This is a genomic window from Marinobacter sp. (genome assembly GCF_048266785.1).
Lineage (GTDB): Bacteria > Pseudomonadota > Gammaproteobacteria > Pseudomonadales > Oleiphilaceae > Marinobacter.
On the sequence record NZ_JBLWYX010000005.1, the window covers coordinates 239,671 to 255,454 of the forward strand.

Consider the following 15,784-nt stretch of genomic DNA (forward strand, 5'->3'; position numbering starts at 1 on the left):
CGGCCTGGGGAGCCGACTCCCGTCTGATCGTCAGCGCAGGCCGCGGGTGATCAGCGTTGGGTCGCCGCGGCCCTCCACGGCGGCCAGCTCGGCGCTGGACAGCCACTCTCCGGGAGGCTTGTCCAGAACACTGGCGCAGGCCGCCAGCGCGTGGGCCCAGGAGCAGCGGTTGGTAAACAGCATGCCGGCCTCGTTTAATGTGCCGCCCCGGTTGATATAGCCCAGGACTCTGCTGCGGCCCGGATCCGGGAATAACGGGTGAAAGTGCCCGCGGAATACTTCAGGCCGCATATGAGTCAGCGCGACTCTCCGGTGCAGTCGATTCGGCAGCAGGCGTTCCCGCTCAAGCTCGGACATGCAGCTTTTCGCTTCCAGAATATCCCTGGGCTCTCGGAAACGCCCCGGTTCCTGCAAATAGACCAGGCGAAACGACGTGCCGGTCTCGCGCAGGCGCTCGCAGGCGCGAATGGCCTCGGATAACTGGTAGGCGCCGTTGGCGATCAGCAGTATCGGCTCTCCCCCGGACGTATCTTCATCAACAACCAATGCGCCTTGCCGAGCAAGCGCTTCCGCTTCACGAGTGTCAAAAACGCAAGGCCGTTCCCTTTTGGGAATGACCATGCAGCTGATTTTTCCGCGCCCGGTGAAGACCGACGGGAGAACCGCCAAGGTGCTGTTGTAATCGGCGGGGAAGATGACCCGCGACACATCGCCCATTTCTCCCAACAGGCTTTCGCAGAAGGTAGTGTCTTGATGGGATTGTTCGTTTTTGCCGTTTTCCCAGGTATGGGATGTGGCAATAACCGGCAGTCCAAGCCAGCGTGCCGGGCGGCCCACAGCTTTTTGGTGGCGCGAAAAAATCAGTTCCTGTCGAATGGCGCCAAGCATTTTCACGCAGAAGGCTTCGTAGCTTGCCACCAGGTTGAGCCCGGCCTTATTCGCCAGACAGGCAGAAACGACCGCTTCTTCGTTGAGCACGGTGATGATTTTTCCATGCACAGATTCCGATGAGTTTTCAGGGTCGTTCACGCGATGCTTGAGATCTTCCAGAACGCCGGTCAGACGATTGCTCGCAAGCTCGTCAGGGTTACCAACTCGGGCCCGGAGATCAGGGTTTTGCGCAACAAGAGCCCGGAAGAAGCTGTCCACTGCCAGCATCGGGGAAACCGGATCGTGGCGTGCGGGTACGGCTGGAATAACAATGTCTGGCGGATTGCGCTTTGCCAGTGGGTGGTCACGTTCCAGAGGGCGAGCCTGTTGTTCATGTTCCTTCAGGTTCAGCACACTGTGTGCAAGCTCGTCCGGAGCGACCCAGAGGCGAGCCGCATGTTCCTGAAACAGTTCTCGGGAGCGCACATCTACGCGCGGGTTGCCCGGCAGTGGTAAGTTGTGGGCGGAGTTCAGGCCAGCGCCGTAAAAGCCGAAGCCTTTGACGGTTTCCGCAATGCCATAGGGAATGCGAACCGGATAATCCACCTCGCCTTCCAGCGCACGGTCGCTCCGGTGTTGTAACGAATGCTCCATTTCCGCCAGCGCGCACACAAACGCCGCCGGGTCGCGGCCATCAAACCGGAACGGATCAAAGCCCCGGGCTGCCAGATGCGCCTCAAAGCGTTCAAGCCCTTCGCGGGTGCCGAGCTCGGTGCGCTGTTCAATGCGGCGGCCGTTGGCAATCATAACGGGCGTTACAAGGCCGCAGTCATCCGCCCGCCACCACCGGGGTATCCAGTCGCTGCCGCGCTGTTCTTCAGCAGCGCCGTCAGAAAGAAACGCTACCAGTGACTCACCGGGCAATGGCATATGGGCGTACTGCAGTTCTGCAAAGCCCAGATAACCGCCTTCGATAATGCCACCTGCTGTGTATGGGTTCACGTGGCTGCCCAATGGCGCCGCCATACTGCCGTCCGGTTTTTGCTGGTAGCTGTAAAAATCCGCTACCATTCGTGACAGCCCGCCTGTTCCTGTATAACGTTCATGCTGTTCCGGGAGCAGATTACCGGTGAGCACATTCAGCGCATCGATGGCTGCCACGCAATGTCCCTGGCCCATCAGCCAGCTCCGGGTTCGCCCGGTCAGATTATTGAGAGCCATATAAGCCGCGTAAGCGGGTACCATATTCAGTGCTCCACCGGTATGGCCTTCAGGGTTGCTTTTGAAATCCCGTGCTGCCAGCGGGTCGCCAGAGCTGTCAACGCGGTTGGCATAGGTCATATGCACAACCAGCCAAAGGCCAGCGCTGGTCAGCCGGTCCAGATCTGCAAGCTTGCGATAGACGGTTGCGATATCGGGTTGATGGCCAGCAGCAACAAGACGCGAAGCGAGAACCTGTACATGATTGCAAGTAGTTTCGGTATGCTGGATCACGCCATAACCCTGACGCCACAATTTATAATCGGGGCAAGCCTCTGATGGCGAATTGGGTGATGACATAGTGTGCCTCCACGGCCTAATTATTTCGAACGAGTGTAAAACACGCGAACATCATTCCGTTTGATGCAGGTCAGTCAGGCTGACGTCTGACACCAACTGTGGTTTGTGAACGCTTTTGATAAGGAGAGACCGATGACCGATGACAAACGCCGCCGCTATTCTGCTCCCGTGGTAGACGGTGTTGGCAAGTCCGCCAGCCGGGCCATGCTCCGGGCCGTCGGCTTTACCGATGACGATTTCCGCAAACCCCAGATTGGTATTGCTTCAACCTGGAGCAACCTTACGCCCTGCAATATGCACATCCATGAGCTGGCGGAAGCCTCCTCGGCAGGTGCTGATTCGGCCGGTGGCAAGTCACTGATCTTCAATACCATTACGGTTTCCGACGGCATTGCCAATGGTACTCTCGGGATGAAGTATTCATTGGTTTCCCGGGAGGTCATCGCAGACTCCATCGAAACCGTGGCAGGTTGTGAAGGTTTTGACGGGCTGGTTGCCATCGGCGGCTGCGACAAGAATATGCCGGGCTGCATGATGGGTCTGGCCCGCCTGAACCGGCCATCGGTGTTCGTGTATGGCGGTACCATCATGCCCGGTGAAAACCACACGGATATTGTTTCGGTTTTCGAGGCGGTGGGCGCACACGCCCGGGGCGATCTTGACCTGATCGAAGTAAAACAGATCGAGGAAACAGCCATTCCAGGCCCCGGTTCCTGCGGCGGCATGTACACCGCGAATACCATGGCATCCGCGATCGAGGCCATGGGTATGAGCCTGCCCGGTAGCTCAGCTCAGAATGCGGTATCCGACACCAAGACTGACGATTGCAGAGCCGCCGGTGCGGCGGTTCTGAACCTCCTGGACAAAGACATCAAGCCTTCGGATATCATGACACGTGAGGCGTTTGAGAACGCGATTACGGTTGTGATCGCTCTGGGCGGCTCAACCAACGCGGTTCTCCATCTTCTGGCAATGGCCAGTACAGTTGATGTTGAACTGAGCCTGGAGGATTTTGTCGAGATTGGAAAGCGCGTACCTGTGTTAGCGGATCTGCGCCCAAGCGGGCATTACATGATGTCGGAACTGGTGGCGATCGGTGGCATTCAGCCTCTGATGAAGATGCTGCTGGAGCGGGGCTTGCTGCACGGGGGCTGCCTGACAGTAACCGGGCAGACGATGGCGGAAAACCTGGAGCGTGTTGCGCCTTACCCTGAGGCACAGGACATCATTCACGCCTTCGACAATCCTATCAAGGCCGACAGCCATTTACGTATTCTCTACGGCAACCTCGCTCCGGAGGGCTCGGTGGCCAAGATTACGGGAAAGGAAGGCACTCACTTTTCCGGCCGGGCCCGGGTATTCCATTCGGAAGAAGAGGCCCAGGACAGAATTATGGATGGTACGGTCGTTGCCGGTGATGTGCTGGTTATCCGCTACGAGGGACCCAAAGGGGGCCCGGGTATGCGCGAGATGCTGACCCCGACGTCAGCGATCATGGGCAAAGGGCTTGGCAATGATGTGGCACTGATTACCGACGGTCGTTTTTCCGGCGGCAGCCACGGTTTTGTGGTTGGCCACATTACGCCGGAAGCCGCAAACGGTGGCCCCATTGCGCTGGTCGAGGATGGCGATACAATTACCATTGATGCGGTTGCCAACAGCATCGAGCTGGATATACCCGCTGAGGAACTGGAGCGTCGGCGCTCCGCTTGGGTAGCGCCCCAGCCACGCTTTACCCGAGGCGTATTGGCAAAATACGCCCGCACCGTAAGTTCTGCATCCACTGGCGCAGTTACCGATCTGCCTTGATGCCCTGACACTGCATGAACAGAGTTCAAAAAGAGCGTAATAGATGAATAGAAAGAGTATGGCGAGGATGGTGTTGTGGCTGGTCTTCAGCCTGCCGATGGTGGTTCACGCGCACCAGAAAGGTTTCGATAAAGTTGATGGTGATGCGCAGGGCCCGAGCCTGGCCTCCGTCAACGCCGCTGTGGCCCTGGTTGGCAGCAATGCTCTTGTGTATGGCAAGAACGCGGATCGGTCCGTGCCCATTGCCTCCATTACCAAAGTGATGACGGCGCTGGTGGTGCTTGAGTCCGGCGCACCTTTGAATGAATGGCTGGTCTTCCAGAAGCGTCATACGCCCGCAGCGGCCAATGCTTACAGTCGTATCCGGATTGGCTCACAGATGCGTCGTGCCGATGTGTTGCGCATTGCTCTGATGTCGTCAGAGAACTTTGCTGCCTATACGCTCGCCCGAAGTTACCCGGGAGGCTTCGTTGGGTTTGTAGAGGCCATGAACGCCAAGGCCAAAGCCCTTGGTATGACGGGCACCCGGTTTGTGGATCCGACGGGGCTTTCGGCAGAGAATCTCTCAACCGCCGGGGATCTGGTAAAGCTTGTCAATGCGGCTGCGGAATATCCAGAGATCAGGGAGTACTCCACAACCAATTATTTTCGTGGTCAGTTCCGCAAGCCCCGGTACAGTTTGTCGTTTGGCAATACCAACGCTCTGGTGCATCGTGACAGCTGGGGTGTGGGGTTGAGCAAAACTGGCTATCTGTCGGAGGCTGGGCGCTGCCTGGTGATGGTCTCCAATATGAACGGCAAACAGATGGTTACAGTTCTTCTGGACTCCCTGGGTACCCGGTCACCCATGGGTGACGCCGGGCGTATCAAGCGCTGGCTGGATACCGGTGCCCGCGGGAAGGTGGCGACTGCGGCGCGGAAATACGCGCTGGAAAAGAACGCTAGCTACAACTCTGCGGGCAACAGCACCACGGCTGCGCTGAAATAAGCTGTAATAAAACCCGTGCGAAAGCGCGCGACACCTTGAGCAGGGTAGAGGCTTCATGATCCGGATTTTTACGACGGGCGGCACCATCGACAAGGTGTATTTCGATGCCAACAGCGAGTTTGAAATCGGTGAGTCTCTGGTGCCGGAACTGCTGGTGGAATCCAACATCCACAAGGGCTATAGTCTGCAAGCGCTGTTGCGCAAGGACAGCCTGGAAATGACCGATGAGGATCGTGCACAGGTTCTTGAGGCTGTAACAAGCTGCGACAGTCATCGCATTCTGATTACCCATGGCACTGACACCATGCCTGAAACTGCCCAGACGTTGTCGTCGCTTAGTGACAAAACCATTGTTCTCACCGGGGCGATGCAGCCTGCCCGCATGCGCCGCAGTGATGCGGTTTTTAATATTGGCTTTGCCTGGGCGGCCGTGCAGCTTTTGCCGCCTGGAGTTTATATCGCCATGAACGGAGAAGTATTCGAGGCAGGTGCCGTGCGCAAAAACCTGAAAGCCCAGCGCTTCGAACGCACCTGACCTAGCCGGCTGAGGCGACTTCCTGTTCTGTCAGTTCGCGGTAATCGCCAGGTTCCAGCGCCGGGTCCAGAGTAATGCTTCCTATGCTTTGCCTGTGCAAGGCTTCCACATGATTGCCCGCAGCTGCCAGCATGCGCTTGACCTGGTGATAGCGCCCTTCTGAAATTGTTAACTCAATCAGCTTCAGCTCCAGCACCTTAACCTGCGCGGGCTTTGTCGGCTTGGGGTCGTTATGGAGCATAACCCCGGTTTCCAGATCTTTAATGGCCGACTCTGAAAGGGGCGTGCTCAGGCTGACCCGGTAGGTTTTCGGGCAGTCTACTTTCGGTGAGGTGATCCTGTGGGACCATTGGCCGTCGGTTGTCAGTAGCAGTAAGCCCGTGGTGTCTGCATCCAGCCGGCCGGCGATGTGAAGCTTGCTGGTCAGCTCTGCTGGCAGAAGATCCAGTGCTGTGGGGTGGTCGCTGTCGCGTGTTGCACTGACAACGCCTGCAGGCTTGTTGAGCATCAGATAGCGCTCACCCGGCAGTGTTAGCGGCACTCCTTCCAGCATAACCTGAGCGCCGGCTGGCAGGTGTTTGCCGGTACCTTTCCAAACCTCACCGTCTACCTCGACGTTACCAGCATGTATGGCGCGCCTGGCCTCTTTGCGCGAAAGGGTTGAGCTCGTGGCAATAAACTGATCAAGACGCATGGTTTTAACATTCCTCGCCGATGGCTGGCGTTGCAAGGCTGGCAAGGCACAGAACCGGAATGGCACCGGTCGTGCGGGCCCACAGTAGCGGCAGTGCCCCGGTATTTATGGCTGGCCGTGGCGCTCGTTCACCATCAGCCGGTGTAAGGCGGCCATCTTGTTCATAGGCCAGCACAAAAGAAAAAGGATGAGCTCCCGGGATACCCAGGCGAACATCGGTTGCGGTGATTTTGCCATTGGTTGCTCTGTAGTCGAGAAAACCGCGGGTAAACCATTCCAGACGGCGGGTTTCCGGCAATTGTGATACGGAGTTCGCGAGCTTCGGTTGGCGGGGGAAGTACTCAAGCGTTAAGGGGGCGCCGTGATCCAGAAAGCCGGTAACGATTTCTACCCGCTGCTGATCCGTGATCGCGGTGGCGCGCCAAAGCACTGTGTTGAACGGCATGGGTTGTACCAGAAGCCGGGCGTCAGAGAGGCCGGCTTCTGCGAGTGCAGGTTGCACGCGCTCGGTAATCACCTGCTGAGCTGCAAAGGACCAGCCGAGATACCCAGTGGACAGAAACAGGCCAGCCGTTATGGCACGCAACGCTGGAGGGCGCACCAGAAAGGCTAGGCAGCCAGCGAGCAGGGGAAGCGTATACAACGGGTCGATGATGAAGATACTGCTTATGGCAAGCGGCCTGCCAACCGGCCAGAACAACTGGGTACCGTAGGTGGTAAAGGTGTCCAGAAGGGGGTGCGTCATCAGCACCAGGGCTGTTAGCAGAAGCCAGCGCTGGAACCCCAAATTGGGCCTCCAGCGCCAGAGCAAGGTCGCAAACAGCAGAGAAAGCGGTGCAAGTACAAACAGTGAGTGGCTGAAACCCCGGTGCTGGGTAAAATTCGCGACGGCTGTGCCGTAATCAATCACTACATCAAGATCGGGAAGCGTGGCCAGGAGCGCACCTGTGAGCAGAACTGATCGCCCGAGAGTTTTTCCCGCCACAAGGCCTGCGATTGAGGCGCCAAGGGCAGCTTGAGTGATTGAATCCATGAAGGCAGCGGCCGGTCAGGAGCCGTTCAGCCCAAGCCGATCAAGCAATTCCTGCCCCGGAAAACCGTCAGCGATTAGTCCCTCAGCATGTTGGTACTTGCGAATAGCAGAGCGGGTCGCGGGTCCGGTAATACCGTCCGGCTTGCCAGCATCGTATCCGCGTTCATTGAGAGCAGTCTGAAGTTCAAGAACAGTGTCTCTGGAGAGCGCGGGCGTATCCACCGGTGGCGGATTCTGAAGCATTCCGGCACCGGCAATGCGGTCAGCCAGATGGCCCACTGCAATGGCGTAAAACTCCGAGCGGTTCCAGCCCATGATCACCTTGAAGTTGTGATACGCCAGAAAAGCGGGTCCTTGATGGCCGGCCGGGACAATCAATGCCGCATTGATATCTTCCCGGGCGAGCGGTTTGCCGAATGCGTCGGTAATACCCAGCTCCCGCCATTTGTCCAGCTCAAGGCGCCGGCCGTCGGCCAGAGAGTAGTCAAAGTTCTCGGGCAACAATACTTCACGACCCCAACGATAATCTCCGTCCCAGTTCATGGACTCGAGAAACCGCCCAGCGGACATCATGGCGTCTGGCAGGCTGTTCCAGAGATCACGGCGCCCGTCGTCATCGGCGTCTACGGCATGCTTCAGGAATACTGTGGGCATGAACTGTACGTGGCCCATGGCGCCGGCCCAGGACCCTTCCATCTGAGCTGCCGGTATGGCGCCTTCATCAATAATGCGCAGCGCGGCAATCAGCTGTTCGGTAAAGAACGTGCTCCGCCGGGCATCACAGGCGAGTGTTGTCAGCGAATCCGGCACGGACATTTTGCCGAAATAGCTGCCAAAGTTGGTTTCCAGCCCCCAGAAGGCAACGAGATAGGCTGCGGGCACGCCGGTTGCCTCGGTAACCCGTTCCAGCAGAGCGCTGTGCTCTTTAATCAGCTCACGGCCCTTGTTCACCCTGTCGTCGTTAACCCGACGGTTCAGGTAGTCTGCAAACGTGGTGGTGAACTCGGGCTGCTTGCGGTCCAGCTCGATCACCCGGTCTACGTGCTCGACGTTGGCCATGACTTGCTGAGCCGTTTTCGCACTGACCCCAGCCGCAATGGCTTTTTCCTGCAGTTGCAGCTTGCACTCTTCAAAGCCATCAGGTGCGTCCAGAACGGCCTCGCTGTCTGCCACTTTAGCCATTGCAGGCAGCGAGGAGATAGCCAGAAGGGCGGATACAGAGAGACGGCACGCCATATGCCGGTTGGGCAGAATCCTTGCAAGCTTGGTCAGCACGTGAAACCTCGGTCAGGGTAAACTGTGTGGATGGTGCGTGATCCCATGGTAGCGTGTTTTGGGATCAGGGAAATACTTAACGAAGCCACCAGGGGTGACAGTTCTTTAACCTGCTGCTCGGAGGGCCTTGTGAAAGAGTGCCGCTATTTGCTTTTACGTTTGAAGTTTGTGGTTTTTTGTAGTCTGTGGGTTTTCCTCGCGGGCCTTTGTTCTATAGTTGAGCGATACTTTTACAAGAGTTTGGAACATGGCAACGCTGAAAGCGCTGGTGGTTGATGACGCCAGTTTTGTAAGAGATCTTGTTAAGCGGACGATACGCCAGCGCTTTCCAGTGATAGAAACCACCGATGCGCAGAATGGCCGCAGAGCGCAGTCGCTTATGTCCCGCGCGAGTTTTGATCTGATTTTGTGTGACTGGGAGATGCCGGAGATGTCTGGCCTTGAGCTGCTGCAATGGATGCGTCAGCAGCCCCAGTACGAGAAAGTGCCTTTCATCATGATTACCAGCCGGGGTGACAAGGATCACGTGATCGAGGCAGTGAAGGAGGGTGTGTCCGAGTATCTGGGCAAACCTTTCAGCCCGGACGGCCTGAGTAAAAAAATCATCAAGGTAATGGGAGGAACCCTGACAGCTGCCATGGACCGAAGTGGCAAATCCATGGCTGGGCCGACCGAGGCGCTCAAGGAGTCGGCGGCTTTGCTTACGCAAAAACGTGAGCCCCTGTCCACCGCTGCGACTCAACTTGGGCCTGTGCCCGGAGACTCTGCACGGCCATCTGCGCAAGGCTCAAAACCGGCAGTTACAAAAGGCGGTATGAGCCTGGCTTCGATTCGCTTTGCGGACAGTACGCTGAGGTCAGCGGTCAAGGATATAAACCTGACGGAAGTACGAGTGATTGCGAAGCGGGAGCAGGCGTTTCCGGGCATTCTGGATCAGGCGGTGGTTGATATAGAGATCGGCGATGGGCAGATGGCAAGGCTGAACGGCTATGTGCACCAGTTGCAGGCGGTGGACAAACGTCAGGACACAGACTTCGTCAGCGTAACCATCCGCTTTGTGGACGAGGATCCGAAAAAGCTTGAGGATCTGTCCCGGTTTGTAGCGCGTTTCCGGGCGGGTAAGCGTTAAGCCTCGCCCACACCCGTCGTATGACTTTGAGGACTCTCAATCAGTCGTTCCGGGGGGAAGTGACAGACAAATTTGCTGCCTTCACCAAGGCGGCTGTGGATCTCCAGGCTGCCATCATGATTGATCAACACGTGCTTTACGATGGCCAGTCCCAACCCGGTGCCCCCGGTGTCTTTATGCCGGCTGGGGTCGGCACGGTAAAAGCGTTCCGTGAGCCGGGGAATATGAACCTGATCGATACCGGCGCCGGTGTCTTTCACCGAGAGGTGCCCCCCTTCCGCGTTGGTGAACCAGGCGACGGTAATCCGGCCTCCGGCGGGCGTGTATTTAACAGCGTTAAATATCAGATTGGAGAAGGCACTGCGTAGCTGGTTTCCATCGCCTTTAAGTAAATGTGGGTCGGTTGCCTCGAGGATAATCTCGTGCTGCTTTTCGCCGCTGAGTGTTTGCGCGTCCTGGCAGACCTGTCGAACCAGTCTGCCAACGTTCGTTGGTGCATCATTCACAGCCTGTTCACCGGTTTCGATCCGGGATAGCAGAATGAGATCGGTAACCAGTGTCTCCATACGAAAAGACTGGGTAGCCATTGTGTTGATGGCTCGTCGCCATTTGGCAGGCAAATCACCAGCGTTGTCTGCCAGGGTTTCCAGGTAGCCACTGATCACCGTCAATGGAGTCCGCATTTCATGGGAGACGTTACTCACGAAATCCCTGCGCATCTGCTCCAGCTGGTGCAGGCGCGTGACATCTTTGGCTACTATGAGACGGTCTTCTTCCCCGAACAGGCTGATCTGAATTTGCAGATGAATATGGGGCCTGGCGGGTGAATGCAGCTCCAGCGGCTCGCGGTAATCTTTGGCGTCGAAGTAGGCTTTGAAGGCCGGAGTCCGGATGAGGTTAAAGATGTACTGTCCCTGATCTGTGTTACGACGAAACCCCAGCAGATGTTCTGCCGAACCGTTCCACCATTCCATGGCGCCGCGGGCGTCGGTCATGATGACGCCATCGCGCATGGCGTTGGTGGATTCCTGTATGCGGTCTATCCTTGCCCGCAGTTGGTCACGGGTTTGAAGATAATTCTGGTTGAGTTTGTGCAGCCTGTCGAAGAGATCGCCCCAGATGCCCAGGCTCTGGGGGGGGTCATCTTTGGCATCCGGGTCTGCCAGCCATTGCGCCAGGCGACGGGTCTGGTTAAGCGTCCACAGCAAATACAGCCCCAGCCCGGCGGTCAGTCCATAAACCGGGTATCCCACATAAAAGCCAGCAAGAGAGGTGCCTACGAGGCCGGCAAGCGTGTAGCGCAGGTGTCGCGACCAGATCTGCTGCATGAAAACCTGCCTTGAAATATCTTCGTGGGTTGCAACAGCCTTTCAGGCTGGTTGGGTAGAGAACCGATAACCGGCGCCTCTCACGGTCTGAATCAGATAATCGTGGCGCTCTCCCAGAGCTTTGCGCAGGCGCCGGATGTGTACATCAACGGTTCGCTCTTCAACATAAACGTTGCCGCCCCACACCTGATCCAGGAGCTGTGAGCGGGTATATACGCGCTCCTGGTGCGTCATGAAGAATTGCAGCAAGCGATACTCGGTAGGCCCTACGTTCAGAAAGCTGTCGTTGGCGGCGACGCGATGGCTTGAGGGATCCAGCGTCAGCCCGTCGACCTCTATGGTCGCATCGATACCCGGAGGAGTTGCCCGGCGAAGTACGGCTTTCAGCCGTGCGACAAGTTCCCGGGGGCTGAATGGTTTGGTGATGTAATCATCAGCGCCCACTTCGAGGCCGCGGATCTTATTGTCTTCCTCGATTTTGGCGGTAAGCATGATAATGGGTATGTTTGCCGTGGTTTCTTCTTTCTTCAGGCGCCTGGCAAGCTCTATACCGCTGGTGCCGGGGAGCATCCAGTCAAGCAGAATGATATCCGGTTGCCTGTCGACAATCAGGGCGTGGGCTTCACGGGCGTCTGCGGCTTCCAGGCACTCGTAATCGGCCATCTCCAGGGCGACCGCAATCATTTCCCGGATGGCGGGTTCGTCGTCGACAATCAGGACGGTTTTTACAGACATAATCTATAACCTGTTTCAGACCTCGATTTGTTGCGGACTTATTACAACGCCCCAGTGTTACAAACATGTGACAGGCTCTGTCAGGAGAGAATCAGATCGATGACCAAACCAGAGAAAACGGCAAATCCTGCCCAGTTATTGTTCAGGAATGCTTTGAAGCAGCCATCGCGTTCGCGATCCTTGGCCAGAAACTGTTGGTAGATAAACAGGCAGGCCATGGCAACCAGCCCAAGATAGTAGAAGGTTCCCAGCTCAACGCGGTGGCCCACGATGATGAGAATGAGCACCACCATGGCCTGAAGTGCGCCAATGATGACGCGGTCGGCATCACCGAAGAGGATGGCCGTGGATTTGATACCGACCTTGAGGTCGTCGTCGCGGTCAACCATCGCGTAAAACGTATCGTAAGCGACGGTCCAGAGCACGTTGGCGGTGAACAGCAGCCATGTGATCTGGCTGAGTTCGCCGGCCTCGGCGGCCCACGCCATGGGGATGGCCCAAGAGAAGGCTGCGCCGAGAAACAGCTGTGGCAAGTGGGTATAGCGTTTGGTGAAGGGGTAAATGAACGCCAGCAGTGCGCCGCCAAAGGACAGATAGAGAGTGAGCGTGTTGGTGAACAGCACGACCATGAGAAACGAGATAATACACAGGCCGCCGAACAGGGCGACCGCTTCCCAGCCGTTTACCCGGCCGGTGGTTAACGGGCGGTCTTTGGTGCGTTTGACGTGCTTGTCCCAGTCCCGGTCGGCAAAGTCGTTGATGGCACAGCCGGCAGCGCGCATGAAGAACACGCCCAAAGTGAAGACAATGATATTGCCAATACCGGGGCTGCCGTCCCCGGCAAGCCAGAGCGCCCAGTAGGTTGGCCACAACAGGAGCAGCGTGCCAATAGGGCGGTTGATTCGCAGCAGCTGTGCGTAATCGGCAAGACGGCTCCGTATGTGTTCTGGCACGGCATCAGGCAGCATGGATCTATCCGTTTGGGGTATTTGAAAAAGAAGGTCTGAATAATGAAAGTGCAGGGATTATAGCCAGTGCTTGGGCCAGGGTGAAAGCCGCAGCGCTTTTCCGATGGGTTGTCAGTTCTGGCGGTAAAGAATCGGTAGCAGGTATTCACCTACGAGCAGAGCGCTCTTTTTGTTGTTGAACAGGGAGCGGCGTGCAATTTCAGGCATGCCGGTTTTCGAAGATCCGAGGCCCTGATGATTGCAAAGCCCGGTTTCAAGCGGCCCGCGTTGCCAGCCTCGGCTGCTGAACAAATAAGCGCCCAGGGGTTTGCTGCCAAGATGAAGAAGGCGCCTGCCCTCGCCCGTCAGGCAGGCAAGGGGAATAACCGTGCGTGCGAGAACCCAGGGTTTGCCATCTCCGCAGAGGCGTACTTCGCGGATCCATGCAAGTTGGCGCAACGGAATCCTGAGGCGCCTGGCCTCTTCAAGAGTTGGTGCAGCAAAGCCTTCCCGCTGCACTTCCACGTGAAATGAGCTTGCGCACCGGTTCTGCAGCGCCCGGGTAAAAGACCCTTCCACTTGCAGCCAATACCGCGCCGGGCCATGAACGTCCGGATTGCGGAGCCCGGCAGCGGCGAAAGACCGGTACCAATCGGTTGGCGGAATGATCAGGCTGGTGTTGTCTTCACAGGTGTCGATATCATAGACCCTTGACGGCATAGATCCCGGGCGCGTTACGCCAGTAACCTTTGTAATCCATGCCGTAACCAAACAGGAAGCGGTCTTCAACATTCAGTCCGGTGAAATCCGCCTTGAGATCCGGGCGGGCTTTGCGGTCATGTTGCTTGTCGACCAGCACGGCTGTCAGCACCTGTTTTGCACCGTGGGTCAGACAATAGTCGGCGATGGCGCACAGCGTTGTGCCTTCATCGAGAATGTCGTCAACAATCAGCACAATGCGGTCTTTCATGTCGGCGTCTGGCTGAAGCTTCCACTCAAGAATGCCGCCAGTGGTTTCCTGTCGGTAGCGAGTGGCATGAAGGTATTCTGCCTGTACCGGGAACTTGAGCCGGGGCAGCAGTTGGCCGGTAAAGATCAGTCCGCCGTTCATTACACAAAGCAGCAGAGGGTTGCTGTCTTTAAGGCGGCCGGTAATGTCGTCGGCCAGGTTACGGATGGCAGCCTGTACCTGCTGTTCGTCAACCAGGCAATCAGCTTCGGCCATAACCTGATTCATTTCGGCGACGGTATCGGTCATAACGGTCGGTCCTGTCGTAAAACCGGCGATTATACCGGAGAGGGGAGGCGGAGGGGAGGGGGTGCAAGGCGGACAATTGGCAGAAAAAGCCAGGTGGGTGCGTCTTCACCAGCATTGGTCAATCCGGATGTGCCGGGTATTATGACGCTGCAGCGCTCATAAGCGAACCGGCGCGGCAGACTTCACAGTCTGCCAACGGGAAAAGTACTTGCTTGAAGTATTGTTCGACAATTAATTAATATTGCAGCCACAAACGGGTGGTGGAGAGATTGTTTATGAAGAAGTGGCAGTGCGTGGTATGTGGACTGGTCTATGATGAAGCGGAAGGCTGGCCGGAGGATGGTATTGAGCCTGGTACCACGTGGGACGATGTACCCGAAGACTGGCTTTGCCCCGATTGTGGTGTGGGCAAGGAAGATTTTGAAATGATCGAGATCAGTTGATCCGGACGGAGTATGGTGATGACAGAGCAGACCCCCATCGTTATTGTCGGGACCGGTTTGGCGGGATATTCCCTTGCCCGGGAAATCCGCAAGCAGGACAAGGGCGTCCGGATTGTCATGGTGACCGCTGATGATGGCGTAAGCTACTCCAAGCCCATGCTGTCCACCGGATTTACCAAAGGAAAGGATGCAGAAGGTCTGGCCCAGGCTGATACGGATGCCATGGCGGAGCAACTGAATCTGGAGCTGCGCACCTATACCACGGTGACCGGTATAGACACGGAGGGCCACAGGCTATTACTGGGCGACGAGAGCCTGCCATACAGCAAACTGGTACTCGCCTGGGGTGCGGATGTCATTCGCCTGACGCTGCCGGGTGAGGGCCTGGAACGGGTTTTTTCGATCAACGATCTTGGGGATTATCGTGCGTTCCGTAAGGCGCTGAAGCCGGGAAATCGCGTGGCCATTATGGGTGCGGGCCTGATTGGCTGCGAGTTTGCGAACGATCTACGCAATGGCGACTATGAGGTAGAAGTGATTGCCCCTTCCGATGCCGTCATGCCGAGCCTGCTGCCGCCCGTCGCCGCTAATGCGGTGCAAAAAGAGCTGGAATCTCTGGGTGTGCGCTTTCATCTGGAAACGTTGGTTGAACGGATTGAGCCGGCAGAAACGGGCGTAACCTTGCATTTGGCTAACGGTGAAAAGATACCGGTGGATTTGGTTATATCGGCGGTGGGCCTGCGGCCCCGCGCGCACTTGGCACGCGCCGCAGGAATCGATACAGGCCAGGGAATCAAGGTGAATCGAGCTCTGGAAACCTCGGCTAAAGATGTCTTTGCCTTGGGCGATTGCGCAGAGGTAGATGGGCATGTACTGCTCTATGTTTTGCCTTTGATGGCCTGCGCCCGTGCTCTGGCGAAAACGCTGACCGGTGAGCGCACCGAAGTGAGCTACGGCACCATGCCTGTGATGATTAAAACACCCTGTTGCCCGGCGGCCGTCTGCCCCCCTCCGTCAGATGCCGAGGGTAGCTGGGAAACCGAGCAGGATGGCACCCATGTAAAAGCCCTGTTCAAAAACGCGGAAGGTGATGTCCTGGGCTTCGCGGTTACCGGCCGGTTTGCACTGGAAAAGCAGGCGTTGTCCAAAGTTGTGCCACCCATTCATTCGTGAACACCTT

General features: G+C 57.1%; 15 protein-coding genes. 6 read left to right on the forward strand and 9 right to left on the reverse strand.

Annotated features, from left to right (window positions below):
- Nucleotides 1-30: 30 nt before the first annotated feature.
- Nucleotides 31-2,430: a xylulose 5-phosphate 3-epimerase gene (locus ACN0V1_RS10155; protein ID WP_417544881.1), complete on the reverse strand. Its 2,400-nt coding sequence runs from the start codon at nucleotides 2,428-2,430 to the stop codon at nucleotides 31-33.
- A gap of 132 nt (nucleotides 2,431-2,562) precedes the next feature.
- On the opposite strand from ACN0V1_RS10155, the gene ilvD reads away from it, so the two are divergent.
- From ilvD to ACN0V1_RS10170, 3 genes are read left to right on the forward strand one after another with little or no spacing between them, the layout of a single operon-like run.
- Nucleotides 2,563-4,239: a dihydroxy-acid dehydratase gene (ilvD, locus tag ACN0V1_RS10160; RefSeq protein WP_417544882.1), complete on the forward strand. Its 1,677-nt coding sequence runs from the start codon at nucleotides 2,563-2,565 to the stop codon at nucleotides 4,237-4,239.
- Nucleotides 4,240-4,282: 43 nt separating this feature from the next.
- Entirely contained in the window at nucleotides 4,283-5,227 is a 945-nt protein-coding gene (gene pbpG, locus ACN0V1_RS10165; RefSeq protein WP_417544883.1) for a D-alanyl-D-alanine endopeptidase, read from the forward strand.
- A gap of 55 nt (nucleotides 5,228-5,282) precedes the next feature.
- Nucleotides 5,283-5,762 carry an asparaginase domain-containing protein gene (locus tag ACN0V1_RS10170; RefSeq protein WP_417544884.1) on the forward strand — a complete coding sequence of 160 codons (480 nt, stop codon included), beginning with the start codon at nucleotides 5,283-5,285 and terminating at the stop codon, nucleotides 5,760-5,762.
- Between the two features lies 1 nt (nucleotide 5,763).
- Here ACN0V1_RS10170 and rsuA read toward each other — a convergent pair whose 3' ends face one another.
- Genes rsuA through ACN0V1_RS10185 form a run of 3 tightly spaced genes read right to left on the reverse strand, consistent with a single transcriptional unit; the run spans nucleotide 5,764 to nucleotide 8,725 of the window.
- Nucleotides 5,764-6,456: a 16S rRNA pseudouridine(516) synthase RsuA gene (gene rsuA, locus ACN0V1_RS10175; protein WP_417544885.1), complete on the reverse strand. Its 693-nt coding sequence runs from the start codon at nucleotides 6,454-6,456 to the stop codon at nucleotides 5,764-5,766.
- Between the two features lie 4 nt (nucleotides 6,457-6,460).
- A complete protein-coding gene (locus ACN0V1_RS10180; RefSeq protein WP_417544886.1) occupies nucleotides 6,461-7,489 on the reverse strand; it encodes a metal-dependent hydrolase in 1,029 nt (342 codons plus the stop codon).
- Nucleotides 7,490-7,504: 15 nt separating this feature from the next.
- Nucleotides 7,505-8,725 (reverse strand): lytic murein transglycosylase, encoded by a 1,221-nt coding sequence (locus ACN0V1_RS10185; protein ID WP_417544921.1) that lies wholly within the window; start codon nucleotides 8,723-8,725, stop codon nucleotides 7,505-7,507.
- Between the two features lie 286 nt (nucleotides 8,726-9,011).
- On the opposite strand from ACN0V1_RS10185, the gene ACN0V1_RS10190 reads away from it, so the two are divergent.
- Nucleotides 9,012-9,893, forward strand: a complete 882-nt coding sequence (locus tag ACN0V1_RS10190) for a response regulator (protein WP_417544887.1) — start codon at nucleotides 9,012-9,014, stop codon at nucleotides 9,891-9,893.
- Here the strand turns inward: ACN0V1_RS10190 and phoR are convergent.
- From phoR to ACN0V1_RS10215, 5 genes are all read right to left on the reverse strand, one after another.
- Nucleotides 9,890-11,221 (reverse strand): phosphate regulon sensor histidine kinase PhoR, encoded by a 1,332-nt coding sequence (gene phoR, locus ACN0V1_RS10195; protein ID WP_417544888.1) that lies wholly within the window; start codon nucleotides 11,219-11,221, stop codon nucleotides 9,890-9,892. The genes ACN0V1_RS10190 and phoR overlap by 4 nt on opposite strands.
- A 42-nt stretch (nucleotides 11,222-11,263) precedes the next feature.
- Nucleotides 11,264-11,956 carry a phosphate regulon transcriptional regulator PhoB gene (gene phoB / locus ACN0V1_RS10200; protein ID WP_417544889.1) on the reverse strand — a complete coding sequence of 231 codons (693 nt, stop codon included), beginning with the start codon at nucleotides 11,954-11,956 and terminating at the stop codon, nucleotides 11,264-11,266.
- A gap of 80 nt (nucleotides 11,957-12,036) precedes the next feature.
- Nucleotides 12,037-12,924 carry a 4-hydroxybenzoate octaprenyltransferase gene (gene ubiA / locus ACN0V1_RS10205; RefSeq protein WP_417544890.1) on the reverse strand — a complete coding sequence of 296 codons (888 nt, stop codon included), beginning with the start codon at nucleotides 12,922-12,924 and terminating at the stop codon, nucleotides 12,037-12,039.
- Between the two features lie 111 nt (nucleotides 12,925-13,035).
- Nucleotides 13,036-13,623 (reverse strand): chorismate--pyruvate lyase family protein, encoded by a 588-nt coding sequence (locus ACN0V1_RS10210; protein WP_417544891.1) that lies wholly within the window; start codon nucleotides 13,621-13,623, stop codon nucleotides 13,036-13,038.
- Nucleotides 13,604-14,161, reverse strand: a complete 558-nt coding sequence (locus ACN0V1_RS10215; RefSeq protein ID WP_417544892.1) for a hypoxanthine-guanine phosphoribosyltransferase — start codon at nucleotides 14,159-14,161, stop codon at nucleotides 13,604-13,606. Before ACN0V1_RS10215 ends, ACN0V1_RS10210 begins: the two co-directional genes overlap by 20 nt.
- Before the next feature lie 275 nt (nucleotides 14,162-14,436).
- Between ACN0V1_RS10215 and ACN0V1_RS10220 the strand changes: the two genes are divergently transcribed.
- Together ACN0V1_RS10220 and ACN0V1_RS10225 are read left to right on the forward strand one after the other, a co-directional pair.
- Entirely contained in the window at nucleotides 14,437-14,604 is a 168-nt protein-coding gene (locus ACN0V1_RS10220; protein ID WP_417544893.1) for a rubredoxin, read from the forward strand.
- 18 nt (nucleotides 14,605-14,622) lie between these two features.
- Entirely contained in the window at nucleotides 14,623-15,777 is a 1,155-nt protein-coding gene (locus ACN0V1_RS10225) for an NAD(P)/FAD-dependent oxidoreductase (protein WP_417544894.1), read from the forward strand.
- Nucleotides 15,778-15,784 lie beyond the last annotated feature (7 nt).